Annotated in this window: 21 protein-coding genes and 1 tRNA gene; 17 read left to right on the top strand and 5 right to left on the bottom strand. The window is 71.4% G+C overall.

All coding sequences use genetic code 11. From position 1 onward, the window contains the following. The first annotated feature begins 70 nt into the window (after positions 1-70). From F6B42_RS08200 to serA, 4 genes are all read left to right on the top strand, one after another. On the top strand, positions 71-784 hold the full coding sequence (locus tag F6B42_RS08200; RefSeq protein WP_150419120.1) for a hypothetical protein: 714 nt from the start codon (positions 71-73) through the stop codon (positions 782-784). A 43-nt stretch (positions 785-827) separates the two neighbouring features. After that, complete coding sequence (locus tag F6B42_RS08195; RefSeq protein ID WP_150419119.1) at positions 828-1,346, top strand: DNA polymerase III subunit gamma/tau; 519 nt, start codon at positions 828-830, stop codon at positions 1,344-1,346. A 1-nt stretch (position 1,347) separates the two neighbouring features. Then, positions 1,348-1,674 (top strand): hypothetical protein, encoded by a 327-nt coding sequence (locus tag F6B42_RS08190; protein ID WP_150419118.1) that lies wholly within the window; start codon positions 1,348-1,350, stop codon positions 1,672-1,674. Between the two features lie 132 nt (positions 1,675-1,806). Beyond that, positions 1,807-3,411 carry a phosphoglycerate dehydrogenase gene (gene serA, locus F6B42_RS08185; RefSeq protein WP_150419117.1) on the top strand — a complete coding sequence of 535 codons (1,605 nt, stop codon included), beginning with the start codon at positions 1,807-1,809 and terminating at the stop codon, positions 3,409-3,411. 43 nt (positions 3,412-3,454) lie between these two features. Here serA and F6B42_RS08180 read toward each other — a convergent pair whose 3' ends face one another. Further along, the gene (locus F6B42_RS08180; RefSeq protein ID WP_191089308.1) at positions 3,455-3,997 is read right to left on the bottom strand and encodes a TetR/AcrR family transcriptional regulator; all 543 of its coding nucleotides are present in this window, start codon (positions 3,995-3,997) and stop codon (positions 3,455-3,457) included. 79 nt (positions 3,998-4,076) lie between these two features. Between F6B42_RS08180 and F6B42_RS08175 the strand changes: the two genes are divergently transcribed. The 6 genes from F6B42_RS08175 to F6B42_RS14810 all read left to right on the top strand — a co-directional run bounded on the left by F6B42_RS08175 (position 4,077) and on the right by F6B42_RS14810 (position 10,204). Then, entirely contained in the window at positions 4,077-5,624 is a 1,548-nt protein-coding gene (locus F6B42_RS08175; protein WP_150419116.1) for an MFS transporter, read from the top strand. Between the two features lie 50 nt (positions 5,625-5,674). Further along, the gene (locus F6B42_RS08170; protein WP_150419115.1) at positions 5,675-6,727 is read left to right on the top strand and encodes a 3-isopropylmalate dehydrogenase; all 1,053 of its coding nucleotides are present in this window, start codon (positions 5,675-5,677) and stop codon (positions 6,725-6,727) included. An 81-nt stretch (positions 6,728-6,808) separates the two neighbouring features. Next, complete coding sequence (locus tag F6B42_RS08165) at positions 6,809-7,921, top strand: branched-chain amino acid aminotransferase (protein WP_150419114.1); 1,113 nt, start codon at positions 6,809-6,811, stop codon at positions 7,919-7,921. 10 nt (positions 7,922-7,931) lie between these two features. Then, positions 7,932-8,696, top strand: a complete 765-nt coding sequence (locus tag F6B42_RS08160) for a fumarylacetoacetate hydrolase family protein (protein ID WP_150419113.1) — start codon at positions 7,932-7,934, stop codon at positions 8,694-8,696. 16 nt (positions 8,697-8,712) lie between these two features. Continuing rightward, positions 8,713-9,966, top strand: a complete 1,254-nt coding sequence (locus F6B42_RS08155) for an MFS transporter (protein WP_223878411.1) — start codon at positions 8,713-8,715, stop codon at positions 9,964-9,966. Between the two features lie 61 nt (positions 9,967-10,027). Then, on the top strand, positions 10,028-10,204 hold the full coding sequence (locus F6B42_RS14810) for a hypothetical protein (protein ID WP_191089307.1): 177 nt from the start codon (positions 10,028-10,030) through the stop codon (positions 10,202-10,204). Between the two features lie 18 nt (positions 10,205-10,222). On the opposite strand, the gene F6B42_RS08150 is transcribed toward F6B42_RS14810, so the two are convergent. Beyond that, positions 10,223-11,302, bottom strand: coding sequence for an aminotransferase class V-fold PLP-dependent enzyme (locus tag F6B42_RS08150; RefSeq protein ID WP_150419111.1), 1,080 nt, complete (start codon positions 11,300-11,302; stop codon positions 10,223-10,225). A gap of 107 nt (positions 11,303-11,409) precedes the next feature. Between F6B42_RS08150 and F6B42_RS08145 the strand changes: the two genes are divergently transcribed. From F6B42_RS08145 to F6B42_RS08125, 5 genes are all read left to right on the top strand, one after another. After that, positions 11,410-12,339, top strand: a complete 930-nt coding sequence (locus F6B42_RS08145) for a LysR family transcriptional regulator (protein ID WP_317983632.1) — start codon at positions 11,410-11,412, stop codon at positions 12,337-12,339. A 10-nt stretch (positions 12,340-12,349) separates the two neighbouring features. Continuing rightward, the gene (gene gltX, locus F6B42_RS08140) at positions 12,350-13,864 is read left to right on the top strand and encodes a glutamate--tRNA ligase (RefSeq protein WP_150419109.1); all 1,515 of its coding nucleotides are present in this window, start codon (positions 12,350-12,352) and stop codon (positions 13,862-13,864) included. Positions 13,865-13,946: 82 nt separating this feature from the next. Then, a tRNA-Gln gene (locus tag F6B42_RS08135) sits at positions 13,947-14,021 on the top strand. 110 nt (positions 14,022-14,131) lie between these two features. Next, positions 14,132-14,680: a TetR/AcrR family transcriptional regulator gene (locus F6B42_RS08130; RefSeq protein ID WP_150419108.1), complete on the top strand. Its 549-nt coding sequence runs from the start codon at positions 14,132-14,134 to the stop codon at positions 14,678-14,680. A gap of 25 nt (positions 14,681-14,705) precedes the next feature. After that, a complete protein-coding gene (locus F6B42_RS08125; protein WP_150419107.1) occupies positions 14,706-15,758 on the top strand; it encodes a 2,3-butanediol dehydrogenase in 1,053 nt (350 codons plus the stop codon). An 87-nt stretch (positions 15,759-15,845) separates the two neighbouring features. Here the strand turns inward: F6B42_RS08125 and F6B42_RS08120 are convergent, their stop codons facing one another. Beyond that, positions 15,846-16,895: a helix-turn-helix transcriptional regulator gene (locus F6B42_RS08120; RefSeq protein WP_150419106.1), complete on the bottom strand. Its 1,050-nt coding sequence runs from the start codon at positions 16,893-16,895 to the stop codon at positions 15,846-15,848. A 106-nt stretch (positions 16,896-17,001) separates the two neighbouring features. Here F6B42_RS08120 and F6B42_RS08115 point away from each other — a divergent pair, with 106 nt between their 5' ends. Next, the gene (locus F6B42_RS08115) at positions 17,002-17,421 is read left to right on the top strand and encodes a VOC family protein (protein WP_150419105.1); all 420 of its coding nucleotides are present in this window, start codon (positions 17,002-17,004) and stop codon (positions 17,419-17,421) included. Positions 17,422-17,457: 36 nt separating this feature from the next. Here F6B42_RS08115 and F6B42_RS08110 read toward each other — a convergent pair whose 3' ends face one another. Next, entirely contained in the window at positions 17,458-17,670 is a 213-nt protein-coding gene (locus tag F6B42_RS08110) for a putative acetyltransferase (protein WP_150419104.1), read from the bottom strand. Continuing rightward, a complete protein-coding gene (locus F6B42_RS08105; RefSeq protein ID WP_191089305.1) occupies positions 17,664-19,145 on the bottom strand; it encodes an SDR family NAD(P)-dependent oxidoreductase in 1,482 nt (493 codons plus the stop codon). The genes F6B42_RS08110 and F6B42_RS08105 overlap by 7 nt, the downstream gene beginning before the upstream one ends. A gap of 50 nt (positions 19,146-19,195) precedes the next feature. Between F6B42_RS08105 and F6B42_RS08100 the strand changes: the two genes are divergently transcribed. After that, a complete protein-coding gene (locus F6B42_RS08100; RefSeq protein WP_150419103.1) occupies positions 19,196-19,420 on the top strand; it encodes a hypothetical protein in 225 nt (74 codons plus the stop codon). The last annotated feature ends 47 nt before the right edge of the window (positions 19,421-19,467 follow it).

The raw sequence follows: 19,467 nt of genomic DNA, 5'->3' as shown, positions 1-19,467 counted from the left end.
ATCCCCATCCCGGATCGGGCCTTCGGCGTCCGCGGCACCGGCGACGGAGAGTCCGCATACGATGGAATGCATGTCCTCCCAGACGAAGCACGATCGCGCGCGTCGGGGAGTCCTCTGTCTGGCCGCGTCCGTTCTCATCACGGGCCCGATCCTCGTCCCCGGGATCGCCTGGGCGGATGACGACGGAGTCGTCCCCGACCCGCGCGCGACCAGCACGGTGGGCGACCTTCCGGCGCCCGACGAGACGGATGATCCGACCCCCGCACCGGGCGGGACCCCGACCCCGGATCCGTCGCCGAGCGCGCCGAGCACCCCCGCACCGACCCCGACGCCCGCCCCGTCGCCCCCGGTCGCTCCACCGCCCGTCGTCGAACCCCCCGCACCGCCCGTCGATTCCCCGGCCCCGGCTCCGGCGCCCGCGGTCCCGCCGAGCGGGTCGAGCTCCGACGGCTCCGGCGTCCGTCTTCCCGCGGGCGTCGCCGTCCGGCTGAGTTCCCTGCTCCGCTTCGAGCGGCAGGACCAGGACGCCGTTCCCGCTGCGCCCGATGACGTGCACGTCGACGGCGGCCCTGACGTCGGCGGAACGGTCGAGCTCAACGCGACGGTCGAACCCGATGCGCCGACCGGCAGCGTCGACGCCGTTCAGGTACGAGCGCTGACGGCGGAGCGGCCGACGACTCTGAACGAGCCGGTCGTCTGGGCGCCGTGGGCCGGCGCGCTCGGCGTCGCGGCCGGCGCCGCGGCCCTCTTCATTCTGCGGGGCGGGCGCCAGATCGGCCGGTGACCCCGCCGCGGCCGCGGTGCGTGCGGAGCGATACGCTGACGCGGTGAGCACGCCACGCGACGACGACGCCCTCAGCTGGGCCGGAGACGACGATCCCACACTGGTCGCGGGATCCGACGACGCTGCTCCGGCCGGTGCGCGCGTGGACTCCGCGGTCACCGGTCGCGCCGACCTCGAGGCCGGTCGGGGCGCCGCCGGCTCGAACCGCGATCACATCGAGAGCGGCGCGCCGCCGCGCGAAGCGGGGGAGGCCGCGGCGTCGACCGGCCTCAGCAGTGCGGCGCTCATCTCGCTGGGCGTGCTCGGCGGGATCTACCTGCTCTACACGATCGGGTGGCTGATCGGCGGCCTGCGGGTGCACGGTCTCAGCGGATTGCTGGGGGTGGCATCCAGCGTCTCGGTTCCCGTGCTCGTGCTCGCCGTCGCGGCACCGGCGCTCTGGTTCACGGCGGCGTTCGTGCTGACGCGCTCGTCGCGCGCCTGGGTGCGATTCGCCTGGCTCATCGCCGGCGCGGTGCTGCTCGTGCCGTGGCCTTTCGCGACTCTCGGAACGGGGCTCTGACGTGACCGCAACCGCAGACATCGGCCGATCCACGCCGCCCGTGTGGCGCGTGGCGACGGTCGCGGGTGCCTTCGGCCTCTTCTACGCCTACGCGGTGTGGGCGGCGGTCGGGCTCCTCGTCGCGCCGTCGCCGGCACGCACGGCCGTCGGCTGGGCCGCCGTGATCATCGCGGTGCTGCTGCCGATCGTCATCTTCGCCGCCGCGTTCTCCCTGGGGTGGCGCCGGCGGTCCGGCGCGTTCGCCCTCATCCTCCTCGCCGGACTCGGTCTCGTGTCGGTTCTGTTCTTCAACGTGCTGGCGTTCGCGCTGACCTCCGGCTCGGTCTGACGCCTCGGAACGTCACACGGTCGGGCGAGCGCGACGGACGGCGCTAGGCTGAGACGACCCGCCGCGCCGCCGTCGGCTGTCGTGGCGCACACTCCGCTCCCGCGCTCTCGCGCATGCTCCAGAGGATCGCCCGTGCCCCAGCCCGTCGTGCTCATCGCCGAAGAACTCTCTCCCGCCACGATCGATGCGCTCGGTCCCGATTTCGACGTCCGTTCGGTCGACGGTGCCGACCGCGCCGCGCTGCTCCCCGCGCTGGCCGACGCGGATGCCGTCCTCATCCGCTCCGCGACCCGGATGGACGCCGAGGCGATCGCCGCCGCACCGAACCTGAAGGTCATCGCGCGCGCCGGGGTCGGACTCGACAACGTCGACATCAAGGCGGCCACATCGGCCGGCGTCATGGTGGTCAACGCGCCGACCTCGAACATCATCTCGGCGGCCGAGCTCACGGTCGGACACATCCTGAGCCTCGCCCGCCACATCCCGGCCGCGCACGCCTCCCTGGCGGAGGGGGCGTGGAAGCGCTCGTCGTTCACCGGCACCGAGCTGTTCGAGAAGACCGTCGGCATCATCGGTCTCGGCCGGATCGGCGCGCTGATCGCCGCTCGCGTGCAGGCCTTCGGCGTCACGGTCGTGGCCTACGACCCTTACGTCACGCCGACGCGTGCGCAGCAGCTGGGCGTGACGCTTCTGAGCCTCGACGAGCTGCTCGCGCAGAGCGACTTCGTCACGATCCACATGCCGAAGACCCCCGAGACGACCGGCATGATCGGCACCGAGCAGTTCGCGCGGATGAAGAAGACGGCCTACGTCGTGAACGTCGCTCGCGGCGGACTCATCGACGAGCAAGCGCTGCACACCGCGCTGACCTCCGGCGAGATCGCGGGAGCGGGCCTCGACGTCTTCACGAGCGAGCCGCCCCGGGAGGACGGCACGGCCTTCCCGCTGCTGTCGCTGCCGAACGTCGTCGTCACCCCGCACCTGGGGGCGTCGACCCACGAGGCGCAGGAGAAAGCGGGCGTGTCCGTCGCGAAGTCGGTCAAGCTGGCGCTCGAGGGCGACCTCGTGCCCGACGCCGTCAACGTCGCCGGGGGAGTGATCGACCCGTTCGTCCGCCCCGGCATCGCGCTGGTCGAGCAGCTCGGACAGATCTTCACCGGCCTCGCCCCCAGCGCCCTCACGAGCCTCGACATCGAGGTGCGCGGCGAGCTGGCCGAGTTCGACGTCAGCGTCTACCGCCTCGCGGCGCTCAAGGGAATCTTCACGAACATCGTGAGCGAGAAGGTCTCTTACGTGAACGCGCCGCTGTTCGCGGAGCAGCGCGGTATCGAGACGCGACTCATCGTCGAGTCCGAGAGCCCGCTCTACCGGAACATCACGATCCTCCGCGGCACGCTCGCGGACGGCTCGGTGCTGACGGTCGAGGGCACCCTCGCCGGCACGCGGATGGTGCCGAAGGTCGTCGGCATCAACGGCTACGAGGTCGAGGTGCCGATCGAACGCCACCACGTCGTCATGCGCTACGCCGACCGGCCCGGCATCGTCGCGATCTACGGGCAGAAGCTCGGCGAAGCCGGCATCAACATCGCCGGCCTGCAGGTCGCGCGTCCCGACGCGAGCGGTCGCGCCCTGTCGGTGCTGACGGTCGACTCGCCCGTCCCCGACGCGATCCTCGACGCCATGCGGGATGCCGTCGGCGCCGACCTCTTCCGTCAGATCGAACTGACCGAGGCCTGAGACGCGCCGTGGGGCGCCCGATCGATCGGGCGCCCCACCGCCGTCAGCAGGCGGTGCGGACGACGAGGTCGACGAGCGCCTCGAAGTCCTCGCCCTCGGGGATCGGTCCGGCGACGGCCCCGGCGCCGAGCGCGTTGTTGAAGTACAGCCCGTCGCTCACGAGCAGCACGAGCTGGAGTCCCGTCTCGTCGCGTGTGTGCGGGCGCAGGGCGTCCTCCCAGAGCGTCCGGACGTCGCGCAGCGCCTCCGCCGCGGCCGTGTGACCGCTCTGTGCGAGACGCGAACCGGCGATGAGGGCGCGATCGAGCGGCGAGTCGTCCATGACCGACGAACGCAGGAACGCCGCCACGATCCCCTCGGGATGCCGGGCCATGTCGTCGACGTCGAGCCGCGCGAGCTCGAGCATCCGCTCGAGCAGCGCCTGTTCGAGCGCCTCTTTCGACGCGAAGTGGTAGAGCAGGCCACCCTTGGAGACGCCGGCGGCGCCCGCGACGGCGTCCATGGTCGCGGCGCGAGCACCTTCGGCGATGACGAGCGACTCGAAGGCGTCGAGCACGCTCACGCGGGCGCGGGGTGGGCGACTCATGCATAGATCCTCTCGCGAGCCGGACGGTGACTCTGTTACTATACCGGCTGGACGGTTAACTAACAGTGATGGTGAACGCATGACACTGACGGAAGAGATCGCCCTGGCCGACGGCCAGGGGCGGCGCGCGGGATGGCGCGGATGGGCCGCGCTCGGCGTGCTGATGCTGCCGGTGCTGCTCGTATCGGTGGACAACACGGTGCTCAGCTTCGCGCTGCCCGAGATCGCCCGCGCGCTGAGCCCGACGAGCGCTCAGCAGCTGTGGATCATCGACGTGTATCCGCTCGTCCTCGCCGGTCTCCTCGTCACGATGGGGTCGCTCGGGGATCGCTTCGGCCGCCGACGGCTGCTGCTCATCGGAGCGACGGGCTTCGCCACCGTCTCGGCGCTGGCGGCGTTCGCGCCGACCGCCGAGTTGCTCGTCGCCGCCCGGGCCGCCATGGGCGTCTTCGGCGCGATGCTCATGCCCTCGACGCTGTCGCTCCTGCGGAGCATCTTCACCGACCGCGACCAACGGCGCCTCGCGATCGCGGTGTGGGCGTCGATGTTCTCGGCGGGCGCCGCGCTGGGCCCGATCGTCGGCGGAATCCTGCTCGAGCACTTCTCGTGGGGCTCGGTGTTCCTCATGGCCGTCCCGGTGCTCGTCCCGCTGCTCGTGCTCGCGCCCTTCCTCGTTCCCGAGAGCCGTGATCCGCGGCCGGGCCGGATCGATCCGATCAGCATCGTCCTGTCGATGCTGACGATGGTCCCGATCGTCTACGCGATCAAGGAGTTCGCCGTGAAGGGCTGGGGTGTCGCACCCCCCGCGCTCGCCCTCGTCGGCATCGTCTTCGGCTGGCTCTTCGTCCGCCGGCAGCTGCGCTCACGCGAGCCGATGCTCGACATGCGGCTGTTCTCGCGCGGAACGTTCAGCGGTGCACTGCTCGTGAACCTTCTCAGCGTCGTCGCGCTCGTCGGCTTCCTCTACTTCGTCACGCAGCACCTGCAGCTGATCGTCGGGCTCTCGCCCCTCGAAGCCGGCCTCGCCCTGGTTCCCGGACTCGCGATGATGATCGTCGCGGGGCTCGGAGTCGTGCCGATCTCACGCCGGGTGTCACCGCGGATCGTCGTCCCGGTCGCGCTCACGCTGTCGGCCGCGGGCTACGTGATCATCGCGATCTCCACCGACGCCGACAGCCTCGTCGAGCTCGTGCTCGCCTTCGCGCTGCTGGGAATGGGCATCGGTGCGGCCGAGACGGTCTCCAACGAACTCGTGCTCGCGAGCGCTCCGCCGGCGAAGGCCGGCGCCGCCAGCGCGGTCTCCGAGACCGCCTACGAGGTCGGCGCGGTCCTGGGGACGGCTGTTCTCGGCGGCATCCTCACCGCCATGTACCGCGTCGGTATGGTCGTGCCCGGTGAGGTTCCGGCCGACGCGGCCGACGCCGCCCGCGAGACCCTCGCCGGCGCGGTGAACGTCGCGCAGGATCTGCCGCCGTCCGTCGGCGCGCAGCTGATGGATGCCGCGGCACACGCCTTCGACGCCGGCGTCGGCGTCACAGCGTCGATCGGCGCCGTCCTGGTCGTCTGCGCGGGCGTCATCGCGGCCACTACGCTGAAGGGGTCCCACACGCGGCGCGCCGAGCACTGAGCACCGAGCACTGAGCGTCGAGTCGCCGCATCCTGAGAACGAGGAGAGCGATGTCGCGCGTCGTGAAGCTGGCCGTCATACCGGGCGACGGGATCGGCCCCGAGGTGATCGCCGAGGCCGAGAAGGTCCTCGACGCCGTGGCCGCGGCATCCGGTCTCTCGGTCGAGAAGACGCGCTTCTCCCTCGGTGCGGGCCGCTATCTCGAGACGGGCGACACCCTCACCGACGCCGATCTGCGGGAGATCGCGTCGCACGACGCCATTCTGCTCGGCGCTGTCGGGGGCGTGCCGGGCGATCCGCGCCTGCGCGACGCGAACATCGAACGGGGGCTGCTGCTCACGCTCCGGTTCGAGCTCGACCACTACGTGAACCTCCGCCCGTCGAAGCTCTACCCGGCCGTCCCTGGTCCGCTCGCCGAGCCGGGCGAGATCGACTTCGTCGTCGTCCGCGAGGGCACCGAGGGCCCGTACGTCGGCAACGGCGGCAGCATCCGCCGGGGGACGCCGCACGAGATCGCCAACGAGACGTCGGTGAACACCGCTTTCGGCGTCGAACGGGTCGTGCGCTACGCGTTCGATCTCGCCGAGCGCCGCAGCCGCCGGCTGACGCTCGTGCACAAGACCAACGTCCTCGTGCACGCGGGCGGCATCTGGAAGCGCATCGTGGACCAGGTGGCGCAGGAGCACCCCGGCGTCGCCGTAGACTATCTGCACGTCGACGCGGCAACGATCTTCCTGGTCACGAACCCGGGCCGTTTCGACGTGATCGTCACCGACAACCTCTTCGGCGACATCCTGACCGACTTGGCCGGCGCCGTCACCGGAGGCATCGGCCTCGCCGCATCGGGGAACATCAACCCCGACGGCGCGTTCCCCTCGATGTTCGAGCCCGTCCACGGATCGGCGCCCGACATCGCGGGTCAGCAGAAAGCCGACCCCACGGCCGCCATCCTCTCCGTCTCGCTCCTGCTCGACCACCTCGGGCTGCGGGACGAGGCCCAGCGCGTCACCCGCGCCGTCGAGGACGACATCGCGGCCCGCGGGTCGGCCGCCCGCACCACCGCTCAGATCGGCGACGCGATCGTGGCCCGGCTCCAGGCGTAGCCTGAAGTCCGCATCCGCCCGCGAAGCCGCATCCGATCTGGACCCCGCGTCCAGGTCGTCACCTCCACGCTGGGAAGACTCATGACACCGCTCGACAACGACCCCGACGCCGGACTCGACCCGCTCGCGTTCACCGTCACCCGCAACCTCGCCGCGGCGGCGCCCGCGCGCCGAGAGGAGATCCTGCAGAATCCGGGTTTCGGCGTCCACTTCACCGACCACATGGTCGACATCTGCTGGTCCGTCCGCGGCGGGTGGCACCGCCCGCGCGTCCAGCCCTACGGCCCGATCACCCTCGATCCGGCGGCCGCCGTGCTCCACTACGGGCAGGAGATCTTCGAGGGCATCAAGGCCTACCGGCACGCCGACGGCTCGGTGCACACCTTCCGGCCCGATCAGAACGGGCGTCGCCTGCAGCGCTCGGCCCGCCGTCTGGCGCTTCCCGAGCTGCCGGTCAGCTACTTCATCCAGTCGCTGCGCGAACTGATCGCCGTCGACGAGCCATGGGTGCCGTCGGGCGAGGACCAGAGCCTGTACCTGCGTCCCTTCATGTTCGCGAAGGAGGCCTTCCTCGGCGTCCGACCCGCGAACAAGGTCGCGTACTACCTGATCGCCAGCCCCGCGGGCGCGTACTTCACCGGCGGTGTGAAGCCGGTGTCGATCTGGCTGAGCGAGGACTACGCACGCGCCGGAAAGGGCGGCACGGGCGCGGCCAAAACCGGCGGAAACTACGCGTCGAGCCTGCTTCCCCAGGCGGAGGCCTACGAGAACGAGTGCGATCAGGTCGTCTTCCTCGACCAGGACCGCAACGTCGAGGAGCTCGGCGGGATGAACGTCGTGTTCGTCTACAAGGACGGCACCATCGTCACGCCGCAGTCCGAGTCGATCCTCGAGGGGATCACGCGGGACTCGATCCTGCAGCTCGCCCGCGATCGCGGGCACAAGGTGGAGGGTCGCGGCGTCTCGCTCGAGGAATGGCGCTCGGGCGTCGCCTCCGGTGACATCGTCGAGGTGTTCGCGTGCGGCACCGCCGCCGTCGTGACGCCGATCGGCGTGCTGAAGGGACGCGACTTCCTCGACCAGCAGCCCACGGGCGATCTCGCGCTGTCCCTGCGCGAGGAGCTCACCGACATCCAGTACGGCCGCCGCGAAGACAAGCACGGCTGGCTCGTGCGCCTCGACGGCGCCGAGTGAAAGGCGAACTGTGAAGATCGTCCGCTTCGCCCACGATGAGGCGATCCGCTACGGCATCCTCGACGGCACGGAGCTCGTGACCCTCGCCGGCGACCCGATGTACACCGGGTACGACACGACGGGGGAGCGCGTGTCGCTCAACGAGGTCACGCTGCTCGCGCCCGTGATCCCGCGCTCGAAGATCGTGGCGGTCGGCCGCAACTACCGGGACCACGCGGCGGAGTTCGGCAACGAGGTGCCCGCCGAGCCGCTGCTGTTCTTCAAGCCGAACACGTCGGTCATCGGCCCCGGCGACGCCATCGTCCGCCCCGCGCAGTCCCAGCAGGTGGACTTCGAGGGCGAGCTGGCCGTCATCATCGGCAAGGTCACCCGCAATGTGGCATCCGAGCAAGCGCTCGAGCACGTCTTCGGCTACACCGTCGCCAACGACGTCACCGCACGCGACCTGCAGCGCAGCGACGGCCAGTGGGCACGGGCGAAGGGCTTCGACACCTTCTGCCCGCTGGGGCCGGCGGTCGAGACGGAGTTCGACCTCGACGCGGCCCAGGTCGTCAGCCGGGTGAACGGCGAGGAGAAGCAGCGTGCCCCGCTCACCGACATGGTTCACGGCGTGGCCGACCTCATCGCCTACGCGTCGGCGGCGTTCACGCTGCTGCCCGGTGATGTCATCCTCACCGGAACGCCGGCCGGTGTGGGTCCGCTTGTGGCCGGCGATGTCGTGGAGATCGAGATCGACGGTCTCGGGATCCTCCGCAACCTCGTCCGTGACATCTGATCCCACACGGTCTCCGGTGGATGACGCGACCGCCGCTCGTGCCTCGGCGCGGCGGCGGTCGCTCGTCGTCCTCTCCCTGGGACAGGTGCTCGGCGGGATCGGATTCGGCTCGACGATCTCGCTCGGAGCCCTCATCACCGAGCGGATCACCGGCGACGAGGCGCTCGCAGGGTGGCCGACCGCGGCGGTGACCCTGGGTGCCGCGGCGATGGCCGTGCCGCTCGCCGCCCTCGCGCAGCGCGCGGGGCGACGCCCGTCGCTCGCACTCGGAATGGCGACAGCGCTCGGAGGTGTCGCCTTCATCGTCGGCGGAGCCGCGGGCGCCTCGTTTCCGCTCCTCCTCATCGGGTTCGCGCTGCTCGGCGCCGGCCAGGCCGCGAACCTGCAGTCGCGATTCGCCGCGACCGACCTGGCGACGGATCGAACGCGCGGCCGCGACCTGTCGCTCGTGGTCTGGTCGACGACGATCGGCGCCGTTCTCGGGCCCAATCTCGTCGGGCCCGGTGAGGAGCTCGGCGACGCCCTCGGGATGCCGGTGTTCACCGGGGCCTATCTGTTCACCGCCGTGGCGCAGATCCTGGCGATCGTCCTCTACGCGAGCGCACTCCGCCCGGACCCGCTCGTCCTCGCGCGGCGGGGCGCGAACGCCGCGGCGCCGGGCGGGAACGCCGAACGCCTCGATCGGCCGCGGCTGGCGGCGTTCGCCGTCGCCGGCATCGCCTGCTCGCACGCGGTCATGGTGGCGGTCATGGCGATGACCCCGCTCCACCTCGTCCACCACGGGGCGGAACTGTCGGTGGTCGGTCTCACGATCAGCCTGCACGTCGCCGGCATGTACGCCCTGTCACCGGTCTTCGGCGTCCTCGCCGATCGCCTCGGACGCGTCGTCACCGTCCTGCTGGGCCAGGGACTGCTCGCGGCGGCGCTCATCGTCGGGGCTGCGGGCGCGGCATCCTCCAGCTCCGTGACGATCGCGCTCGTCCTGCTCGGGCTGGGATGGAGCGCGGCGACCGTGTCGGGCTCCGCGCTGCTCACCGAGGCGTCATCGCCGGAGCGGCGTCCGCGACGGCAGGGCCGCAGCGACGCGATCATGAACCTCGTCGGTGCGGCGGGCGCGATCGCCGCGGGCGGGGTGCTCGGGCTGATCGGCTACGCGGGTCTCTCGCTTGCGGCGCTCGTCGTGGTCGCGGTCGTCATCGTGTGGGCCACGACGCTGCGGGCGCCGGGGGCACGAGCGGCGACGCGCCGGTCGGCGTCGCAGCCGTCATAGTCGCTGCGCACCGCTGCGGCAAGCGTTTGTCGGCGAGCCGGTTTGCTGACACCGTGGGGCCATGAACCAGCGTGCACAGTTGTTCGTCGCCCTGGGGTCCAGCGCGATCCTCTTCCTCTCGATCGCCTTCGTCTTCGTGCTCGTCATCATGAGCCTCGTGATGGGCGGCGTCGACTTCCCCGGCGAGCCCGAGATCGCGGACGCGTCGGCGGCTCTCGCCCGCGGCCTCCGCGCCTGAGAGGGCGCTACCGGAGGTTCAGCGCCCCAGGGCCGCTGCGGCGAGGTCGATGTCCGACTCGTCGTTGAAGACGTGGAACGCGACGCGAGCGTTGCCTCGTCGTCCGGACGCCGTCACCCCGGCGTGCGTCAGGCGCGCGAGGTCGACGCCGTCGGCATCCGCCCAGGTGACGATCGGCGTCGCACGCGCGGGCTGCGGCAGGGCCAGGCGGTCCCGGAAGCGGGCGGCGAGGCCGGTCACCCGATCGTGCAGCGCCGCGGCATCCGCCTGCGCGAACATGGCGATCGCCGGCTCGGCGCCGACCATCGCCTGCCATGCCGGTGAGACGTCGAAGCGACGTGCGTCCTCGGCGAGTCGCGCGTCGGCTCCGTAGCACGCGGACCAGGGGTCGTCGCCGGCGTACCAGCCCGCCTGGACGGGTTCGAGCGTCGCCGCGAAGTCCTCGCTGAGCGCCAGGAACGCGGCGCCGCGCGGGGCGCAGAGCCACTTGTACGCGTGGCAGACGAGGGCGTCGAACCGTGCTGCGTCCACCGGCAGCCAGCCGACCGCCTGCGTCGCGTCGCAGACGACCCGAGCTCCGTGACGGCGTGCGGCCGTGACGATCGCATCGGCGTCGGCGACCTCCCCCGTGGCGGACTGGACGATCGAGAACGCAACGAGGTCGTCGCTCGACGAGAGGGCCTCGGCCAGGTCGCCGAGCGGTACCGTACGGACCCGGATGCCGCGCCCGGCGTGCGCGAACGGCAGGACGAGCGAGGAGAACTCCCCCTCGGGGCACAGCACGGTCGCCCCCGCGGGCAGTCCCGCGGCGAGGAGGCTGGCGAGGACGGAGGTCTGCGACCCGATCGCGACGCGGTCGGCGCCGACCCCGACGAGGTGGGCGAAGGACGCCCGTGCGCGCTCCGTGACGGCGGCGTAGTGGAGCAGGTCCGGACGGGCATGCAGATCGGCGGTCATCGCGGCCCGGGTGCCGAGGGAGGGGAGACCGGTGGAGCACGCGGCGAGGTATCCGCTCGCGCCGACGAACTCGGCGCGCAACGCGTCGGGCGACAACCGCGACGCCGGGGGCGATGAGGGGGAGCGCGTCGCGGTCGGCATGCCTCCAGCGTCGCGGGCCTGTTGGCATTCGTCTACGGCAGGAGTTGCATGCAAAGCATCACATGCGGTTATCTGTGGCAGTGAACGCCCCGGACTATCGACTCGACGTGACCGAGCTGCGGATCGTGCGCGCGATCTCCGACGCCGGCTCGCTGACCGCCGCCGCGACGGCGCTCGGGTACAGTCAGCCGGCCGTGAGCCAGCAGATCAAGCGCCTCGAGCACCGCCTCGGGGTGCCGGTCGTCGAGCGGGTCGGGCGACGGATGCGGCTGACCGAGGCGGGCCGGGTGATCGCCCGTCACGCCGCGGCCGTCGCCACCGCCATCGATGCGGCGTCGGGCGAGCTCGCCCAGCTCGCCGGACTGCGGGCCGGGACCGTCCGCATGGTGGGCTTCCCCTCGGCGTCGCCCACCGTGCTTCCCCGGCTGATGGATCGCCTCGCGAGCGCGGAGCCCGGGCTCACGCTGACCTACGTCGAGGCCGAGCCGCCCGAGGCGATCGCGGATGTCCGCGCCGACCGCGCCGACATCGCGCTGACTTTCGGGTACCCGGGCGACCGGAGCGACCCGCACGGCGACAACGCGCGCGGGCTGGACGCGGAGCTCATCGGCCACGACGAGCTGCTCGCGGTGCTGCCGGCGCATCACCGTGCCGCCCGAGGTCGGGGCCCGATCGACATCGCGCCCCTCGCGGGCGAATCCTGGATCGCGGGCTGCCCGCGGTGCCGGGGCCACCTGCTCGAGGTGTGCGGGCGCGCGGGGTTCGTTCCCAGCATCCGCTTCGAGACCGACAACTTCGTCGCCGTCGAGCAGCTCGTGGCGCAGGGGATCGGGGTGGCGACGCTGCCGGGACTGGCGGTGGCCTCCTTCCCGCTCCTGCCCGGTGTCGTCACCCGCCCGCTGCCGTCCTCGGAGCGCCGCGCGATCCACGCCGTGTCGGCGGGCGGCGCGGGTCGCGTGCCGGCCGTGGCGAGCGTTCTCGGACACCTGCGTTCCGTCGTCGCGGGGCTCACCGGCGGCACGGCGCGCGAGAACTAAACTGGTCGGGATGTCCAGCGCACCCGATCCCCGCACCACGACCGCCACCGGAACCGACGTCCGCGTGCGGTTCTGCCCGTCCCCGACCGGACTGCCGCACGTCGGCCTGATCCGCACGGCCCTGTTCAACTGGGCGTACGCCCGGCACAACGGCGGCAAGCTCGTCTTCCGCATCGAGGACACCGACGCCGCCCGCGACAGCGAGGAGAGCTATCAGCAGCTCCTCGAGGCGCTCCGCTGGCTCGAGATCGATTGGGACGAGGGGGTCGAGAAGGGCGGGCCGCACGAGCCCTACCGGCAGTCGCAGCGGCACGACCTGTACCGCGGTGTGCTCGAGAAGCTCATCGAAGCCGGCGCCGTTTACGAGTCGTACTCGACGGCGGAGGAGATCGACGCGCGCAACGAGGCGAGCGGTCGTGCGAAGCAGCTCGGCTACGACAACTTCGACCGCGACCTGACCGATGAGCAGCGTGCCGCGTTCCGAGCGGAGGGCCGCGAGCCGGCGTGGCGCCTGCGCGTGCCCGACCACGACCTGACCTACATCGACCTCATCCGCGGCGAGGTGACCTTCCCCGCGGGATCCTTCCCCGACTTCGTGATCGTCCGGGCCGGCGGCATCCCGCTGTACACGTTCGTGAACCCCGTCGACGACGCCCTCATGGGCATCACGCACGTGCTGCGCGGCGAGGACCTCATGCCGTCGACGGCGCGGCAGCTGGCGCTCTACAGCGCTCTCATCGACGCCGGGGTGACCGCATTCGTCCCGCGCTTCGGCCACATGCCGCTCGTCCTGGGTGAGACCGGCAACAAGAAGCTCTCCAAGCGCGATCCGAAGGCCGATCTCTTCCTGCAGCGCGAGAAGGGCTTCATCCACGAGGGGCTGCTCAACTATCTGTCGCTCCTCGGCTGGTCGATCGCGCACGATCGCGATGTGTTCACGCGCGACGAGCTGATCGCCGCGTTCGACATCGCGGACGTGAACCCCAACCCGGCCCGCTTCGACCAGAAGAAGGCCGAATCCATCAACGGCGATCACGTGCGGATGCTGGCCGCCGACGACTTCGCCGAGCGCCTCGTGCCCTACCTCGCCGCCGCGGGCCTCGTCGAGAATCCGCCGACGGCGGGGGAGCGGGAGATCCTCGAGGCGGCGGCGCCGCTGGTGCAGGAGCGCATGCAGCTCCTCGGCGACGCGCCCGGTCTGCTCGGCTTCCTGTTCCGCTCCGACGTCGCATTCGACGACGACGCCCTCTCCGCGCTGCCGGCGAACGCGGGCGACGTGCTCGTCGCGTCGGTCGCCGCGCTCGAGCTCGTGCCCGAACCGGGCTTCACCGCTGCCGCAGTCCAGGATGCGCTCGCCGCCGCGCTGATCGAGGGCCTCGGGCTCAAGCCGCGGGTCGCGTACGGTCCGCTGCGTGTCGCGCTCAGCGGACGGCGCGTCTCGCCGCCGCTGTTCGAGTCGATGGAGCTGCTCGGCAAGCCCGAGAGCATCCGGCGTCTCGACGCGCTCGTGCAGCGCATCGGCTGACGCGCCCGGGCCGCGCCCGGTTTGGTCGCGCCTTATCCGTCAGGTAGAGTTGTTCCTCGGTGAGGCTGCGGCCGAACCCCCATGGGGTATGGTGTAATTGGCAACACGGCGGTTTCTGGTACCGTTGTTCTTGGTTCGAGTCCAGGTACCCCAGCCACGAAAAACCCCCGCTCCGGCGGGGGTTTCGTCGTTTTGGCACAGGCGGGTCGTGCAGAGGAGCCCGTCTCGCACGGGCCTTATCTGACGGGTGTCAGATAGAATGGGATCATGGATCCACGGTCCCGTCGCAGCCGACAGGCGCTTCGCGAGGCGGTTCTGCGCTGCGCTGTGGATCGGCCGATCGCCGAGCTCACCGTTGCCGCCGTGTGCCGCGACGCGGGCGTGACGCGCGACACCTTCTACCGCCATGCCGAGAACCCGACGGACCTGCTGGCGGCGGCGCTGCGCGACGAGCTGGGCGCGGTCGCGCACGATGTCGACGGCGCGGCGACGCTCGGCTCGGCGGAGCGCACCCTGCTCGCGCACGTGCGGGAGCGCGCTGACGTGTACCGCGGTGCGCTCGAACCGCGGTTGGCCGCCCCGATCCGCGCCGTCCTCGAGGACGTCGTGGCGACCGGCCTCGCCACGTGGCTCGAGCGGCATCCCGACACCGGTCCCGACGGCCCGATGGCGGGGCTGCCGCGCGACATCGCCGTCGCGTATGCGACGGGCGGCACGGTCGCGGCGATCGAGGCGTGGCTGCGGTCGGGCGCCGACGACGTCGAGGAGGCGACGAGGAGCATCCTCGCCGCCTCCCCGCAATGGTGGCTGCGGTGACGCAGCCGGAAGGAAGGAGATCATCATGAAAGCAGCGGTGTTCCATGCACAGGAGGACCTGCGCGTCGAGGAGGTCGACGAGCCGACGGTGGCTGCGGGGCAGGTGAAGCTGCGCAATGCCTTCGCCGGCATCTGCGGCTCGGACCTGCACGTCTACTACACGCCCGAGGCGGCGGGCCTGGACTTCGACCACCCGCATCCGGTCACCGGCGCCACGCTGCCGCAGATCCTCGGACACGAGTTCGCCGGAACGGTGGTCGAGGTCGGCGAGGGCGTCGACGGCGTCTCGGTCGGAGATCGTGCCGCGGTCTGGCCGGTCTACTACTGCGGCGAATGCCCGGCCTGCGAGAAGGGCATGTTCAACGCCTGCCAGAAGATCGGCTTCCACGGTCTCAGCTCGCACGGCGGCGGGATGTCGGAGTACACGACCGTGCCGGCCTCGATGCTGCACGTGCTGCCCGAGAACGTCGACCTGCGGATGGGCGCGCTCGTCGAGCCCATGTCCGTCGCCTGGCACGCCGTCACGCGGTCTAGCGTCACCGAGGACCAGACGGCCGTGATCGCCGGTGCGGGTCCCATCGGAATCGGGGTCTGGTTCGCGCTGAAGGCCAGCGGCGTCCGGAACGTCCTCGTCTCCGAGCCGAGCGCGGCCCGGCGGGAGACGATCGCCGCGCTCGGTGCGACCGTCGTCGACCCGGTCGAAGGCGATCTCGCCGCGGCGATCGCCGAGCTGAGCGGCGGGCGCGGAGCCGACGTCGCGTTCGATGCCGCCGGAGCGGGCCCCGCCATCACGTCGGGCCTCGCGAACCTCGTACCCGGCGGGCGCCTCGTCGTCGTCGCCATTCACGAGCGGCCCATGGAGTTCTCGCCGACGCAGCTCGTCATGGCCGAGACCGAGATCGCCGGAGCCCTGGCGTACTTGCCGGCCGACTTCGACGCCGTCATCGAGGCCATGTCGCGCGGGGTCTACGACACGACCGGCTGGGTCGAGGAGGTGCCGATCGACGGCGTCGTCGCCGCGATCGAGAAGCTCCGCGGCGGCGCGGGGGCCAAGATCCTGGTGCGTTCCGACGCCTGACCCCCCGCCCCGGCCCGCAGCCCGCGAGTCAATCGAGTTCGCACGGGAAAGAGTGATCCGCGGGCTGGTCGGGTGTGATGCGGGGAGCTAGTCGGATGCGGCGGCGGGCGACGATCGTCGCGGTCTCGAGCCCCGGCCGCCGGACAGCAAACGCCGCCCGAGCTGAGCGGCAGCGTCTCGGAGAGCATCCGGTCCAGTGATCTCGAGCTCGGCGTCGAAGCCGGCGAAGCGGGCCGCGAGGGCGCCCCAGGACCACGATCCCATCGTGAGGATCGTGCGGCCATCGGGTCGCTCCTCCACCCGGGAATCGGAGTCGACGAACGGTGCGACCCGCTGTGGTGGCAGGTCGAGCACGACGGTTCCGATGCACGGCCATGCCGCGTCCGACGAGCTCGAGCCGCGGGATCGCGCCGCGACGAAGGCCACGGGATCGCCACCGGGGATCGGGCGGGGAGCGAAGCGCAGGCGGGTGGGATTCCGCGGGCGGATGCGGTCGATGCGGTACGTCCGCCAGGCACCGCGCGTACGCTCCGCGGGCGCGTCGACGTCGATGTCCGCCTGGGCGTCGGCGTTCCATGCCAGCAGGTACCAGCGCCCGTCTCGCGCGATGACGGCGTGCGGTTCGACCCGGAGCGACGGCCGATGTTCCTCCGCCGTTCCCCAGGCCGGAGTGTAGGAGAATCGCAGCATCTCGTGCGCCGAGACCGCCTGGCTGACGGCGACGAGCACCTCCGGATCGACCGCGACATCGCCGATCGATGCGCGCACGTCGACCGCGTCGACCCGGTGACGGAGTCGTGACGGCATCACCTGCCGCACGATCGCGAGCGACCGCGCGGCGGCCTCGGCGATGTCGGCCCCCGAGGCCGGGGCCACAGCGAGGGCGAGTGCCACCGCCACCGCCTGGTCGTCGTCGAAGAGCAGGGGCGGCAGCTCCGACCCCGACGAGAGGCGGTAGCCTCCGACGGGTCCACGGAGGGATTCGATCGAGTAGCCGAGTTCACGGAGCCGCTCGATGTCGCGGCGCACCGTGCGGGGACTGACACCGAGCCGCTCGGCGAGCACATCGCCGGGCCAGTCCCGGCGTACCTGCAGCAACGACAGCAGGTGCAGCATCCGAGAGGAAGGGCTGGCCATGCTGTCATCTTCCCCGATGATGCGGTCACGATCTGACCGCATCCGTCGAGATAGTGGATTCCGTCGCCGACACCGGCGGCGACGGAACGACGAACCAGGAGACGACATGTCCATCACCACCACCCCGCACCTCAATTTCGACGGCGACGCCCGCGCGGCATTGGAGTTCTACGCTTCGGCTCTGGGCGCGAAGGCCGATTCGATGACCTACGGCCAGATGGGCGCCTCCGACGACCCAGCCTGGGCCGATCGGATCGTGTGGGGTCAGGTCGAGACCGCGAGCGGAATCCGGGTGATGGCGTTCGACGTCTGGCCCGGTCAGCCCTACGAGCGGGGGACGAACTCGTTCTACGTCTACCTCAGCGGAGACGACGCGGATGAGATCACGGTCGCGTGGAACGGACTGTCGGATGGCGCGGAGATCCGGCAGCAGCTCGGCCCGTCGGCGTGGTCGCCGCTCGCCGGACAGCTGCGTGACCGTTTCGGCGTGATCTGGGCCTTCGACGTGCGCGCTCCCCGGGATTGATGCGCGGGCCGGGCTGGGCGGGGCGGGCCGGGGTGGTCAGACGCGGCGGTCGCGGGGTGCGGGCGCCGGGGGAACGGGCTTCGCGGCCACGATGTCGGCGCGCGGGATGCGCTCCACGCCGCGCTTGCCATCGACTACGACGAGCTCCTCGTCGGCGCTGAGGAGCTCGCCGAGAGCGTCGGTCGCCTGCCCGCTCGGCAGCAGGTAGCGCACGACGACGCGCGCGCCGGGCGCCGGCAGTCTCACCATGCGCCGGGGGAGTAGTCCTTGAGGAAGACGCCGAAGAGGTCCTCGCCCGACTCGCCGCGCACGATGGGGTCGTAGACCCGGGCCGCGCCGTCGACGAGATCGAGGGGCGCGTGGAAGCCCTCCTCGGCGAGACGCACCTTGGTCGGGTGCGGACGTTCGTCCGTGATCCAGCCGGTGTCGACGCTCGTCATCAGGATGCCGTCGGTCTCGAACATCTCGCGGGCGCTCGTGCGCGTGAGCATGTTCACGGCGGCCTTCGCCATGTTCGTGTGCGGGTGGCCGGGGCCTTTGTAGCCGCGGTTGAACACGCCCTCCATCGCGCTGACGTTCACGATGTAGGTGCGTTCGGCGGCGCTCGCGGCCAGCGACGATCGCAGCTTCGACACCAGCAGGAACGGGGCCGTCGTGTTCGCCAGCTGCACCTCGAGCATCTCGAGCGGGTCGACGTCGCCGACGCGCTGCGTCCACGAGTTCACGCCGTCCAGATCGGGGATGAGCCCGCCGGCGTCGATGGCGGTGCCGGCCGCCAGCCGCGTCAGCGAGCTCGACCCCGCGGCCATCGCCTGCTCGGTGAGCTCGTCCGCGCGAGCGGCGGCGGAGGCGAGGATCGGGTGCGCGCTCACCGATGTCTCGAGGGCCTGGGGGTGCCGGTCGTTCGTGTGCCCGAAGGTCACCAGCTCGGGCAGCGGACCGTCGGGGAGCGGCGCGAGCTCGGCCTCCACGAGGGGCTGATAGGCGCCGGGAGAGCGGCGGACCGTCTGCGTGGCGTTGTTGATGAGGATGTCGAGGGGCCCCGCGGCCGCGACGTCGTCCGCGAGCCCGAGGACCTGCGCCGGGTCGCGCAGATCGATGCCGACGATCTTGAGGCGATCGATCCAGTCCGGGGCGTCGGGAAGGCTGGAGAATCGTCGAACGGCATCCCGGGGGAATCGCGTGGTGATCGTCGTGTGCGCACCGTCGCGCAGCAGGCGCAGTGCGATGTACATCCCGATCTTCGCGCGCCCGCCGGTCAGCAGCGCGCGCCGTCCGGTGAGGTCGGTGCGCGCATCCCGCTTGGCGTGGCTCATCGCGGCGCAGTCGGGGCAGAGCTGGTGGTAGAACGCGTCGACGAGCGTGTACGGCTGCTTGCAGATGTAGCAGGCGCGAGCCTTGATGAGGGTCCCGGCGACGGGTGCGCTCGTCGAGGAGGAGATCGGGATGCCGCGCGTCTCGTCGTCGATGCGATCGGGGGCGCCGGTGGCTGTCGCGTGCACGACGGCGCGATCGGCCGAGGCGACGGCATCCCGGATCTCGCGCCGACGCACCTTCTTGGCTGCCTTGAACATCCCCGCCGTCGCACGCCGCACAGCGACGTAGTCGGGATGCCGGTGGTCGATGTCGGCGAGCTGGTCGAGCACGCGCAGGGTCGCCTCGAGGTCGGCCGGGTCGATGCCGCTGGGCGCGACGCAAGGGGCGGGGATCGTGTCGGGAAGCACACGGAATTGTACGTCACGCCGCCCGCGCGATTCCGGAGCACAATGGCGGTATGGGACTCTTCACGCAACGACCCGAAGAACCGTCGGAGTGGGCGGGGCTCCCCGCCGAGCCGCACACGCGAGGCGGAGCGGCCGACGAACTGGCCGACGAACCGCAGCCGTCGGCGGGGAGCATCGACCTCCTCTTCGGTGCGCCGACCGGCACGACCGCTTCCGTCGAGGTGCCGGTCTCGGAGCCCGCCACGCCGGGCGATGCCGACGGGGACGGCGACTGAGGAAGGGGATGGCCCCGCCAGGAGCCTGTCGCCGGCGGGGCCATCAG

The sequence above is a fragment of the Microbacterium radiodurans genome (assembly GCF_008710705.1).
Lineage (GTDB): Bacteria > Actinomycetota > Actinomycetes > Actinomycetales > Microbacteriaceae > Microbacterium > Microbacterium radiodurans.
This window is presented reverse-complemented; position numbering and strand designations above follow the sequence as displayed.

Bases quoted from the DNA above. Each gene is read 5' to 3' on its own strand.
- F6B42_RS08165 (WP_150419114.1), top strand. From the start codon at position 6,809: ATGACACCGCTCGACAACGACCCCGACGCCGGACTCGACCCGCTCGCG.
- F6B42_RS08175 (WP_150419116.1), top strand. From the start codon at position 4,077: ATGACACTGACGGAAGAGATCGCCCTGGCCGACGGCCAGGGGCGGCGC.
- F6B42_RS08180 (WP_191089308.1), bottom strand. From the start codon at position 3,997: ATGAGTCGCCCACCCCGCGCCCGCGTGAGCGTGCTCGACGCCTTCGAG.
- F6B42_RS08115 (WP_150419105.1), top strand. From the start codon at position 17,002: ATGTCCATCACCACCACCCCGCACCTCAATTTCGACGGCGACGCCCGC.
- F6B42_RS08125 (WP_150419107.1), top strand. From the start codon at position 14,706: ATGAAAGCAGCGGTGTTCCATGCACAGGAGGACCTGCGCGTCGAGGAG.
- F6B42_RS08120 (WP_150419106.1), bottom strand. From the start codon at position 16,895: ATGGCCAGCCCTTCCTCTCGGATGCTGCACCTGCTGTCGTTGCTGCAG.
- F6B42_RS08150 (WP_150419111.1), bottom strand. From the start codon at position 11,302: ATGCCGACCGCGACGCGCTCCCCCTCATCGCCCCCGGCGTCGCGGTTG.
- F6B42_RS14810 (WP_191089307.1), top strand. From the start codon at position 10,028: ATGAACCAGCGTGCACAGTTGTTCGTCGCCCTGGGGTCCAGCGCGATC.
- F6B42_RS08100 (WP_150419103.1), top strand. From the start codon at position 19,196: ATGGGACTCTTCACGCAACGACCCGAAGAACCGTCGGAGTGGGCGGGG.
- F6B42_RS08130 (WP_150419108.1), top strand. From the start codon at position 14,132: ATGGATCCACGGTCCCGTCGCAGCCGACAGGCGCTTCGCGAGGCGGTT.
- F6B42_RS08110 (WP_150419104.1), bottom strand. From the start codon at position 17,670: ATGGTGAGACTGCCGGCGCCCGGCGCGCGCGTCGTCGTGCGCTACCTG.
- F6B42_RS08170 (WP_150419115.1), top strand. From the start codon at position 5,675: ATGTCGCGCGTCGTGAAGCTGGCCGTCATACCGGGCGACGGGATCGGC.
- F6B42_RS08200 (WP_150419120.1), top strand. From the start codon at position 71: ATGTCCTCCCAGACGAAGCACGATCGCGCGCGTCGGGGAGTCCTCTGT.
- gltX (WP_150419109.1), top strand. From the start codon at position 12,350: ATGTCCAGCGCACCCGATCCCCGCACCACGACCGCCACCGGAACCGAC.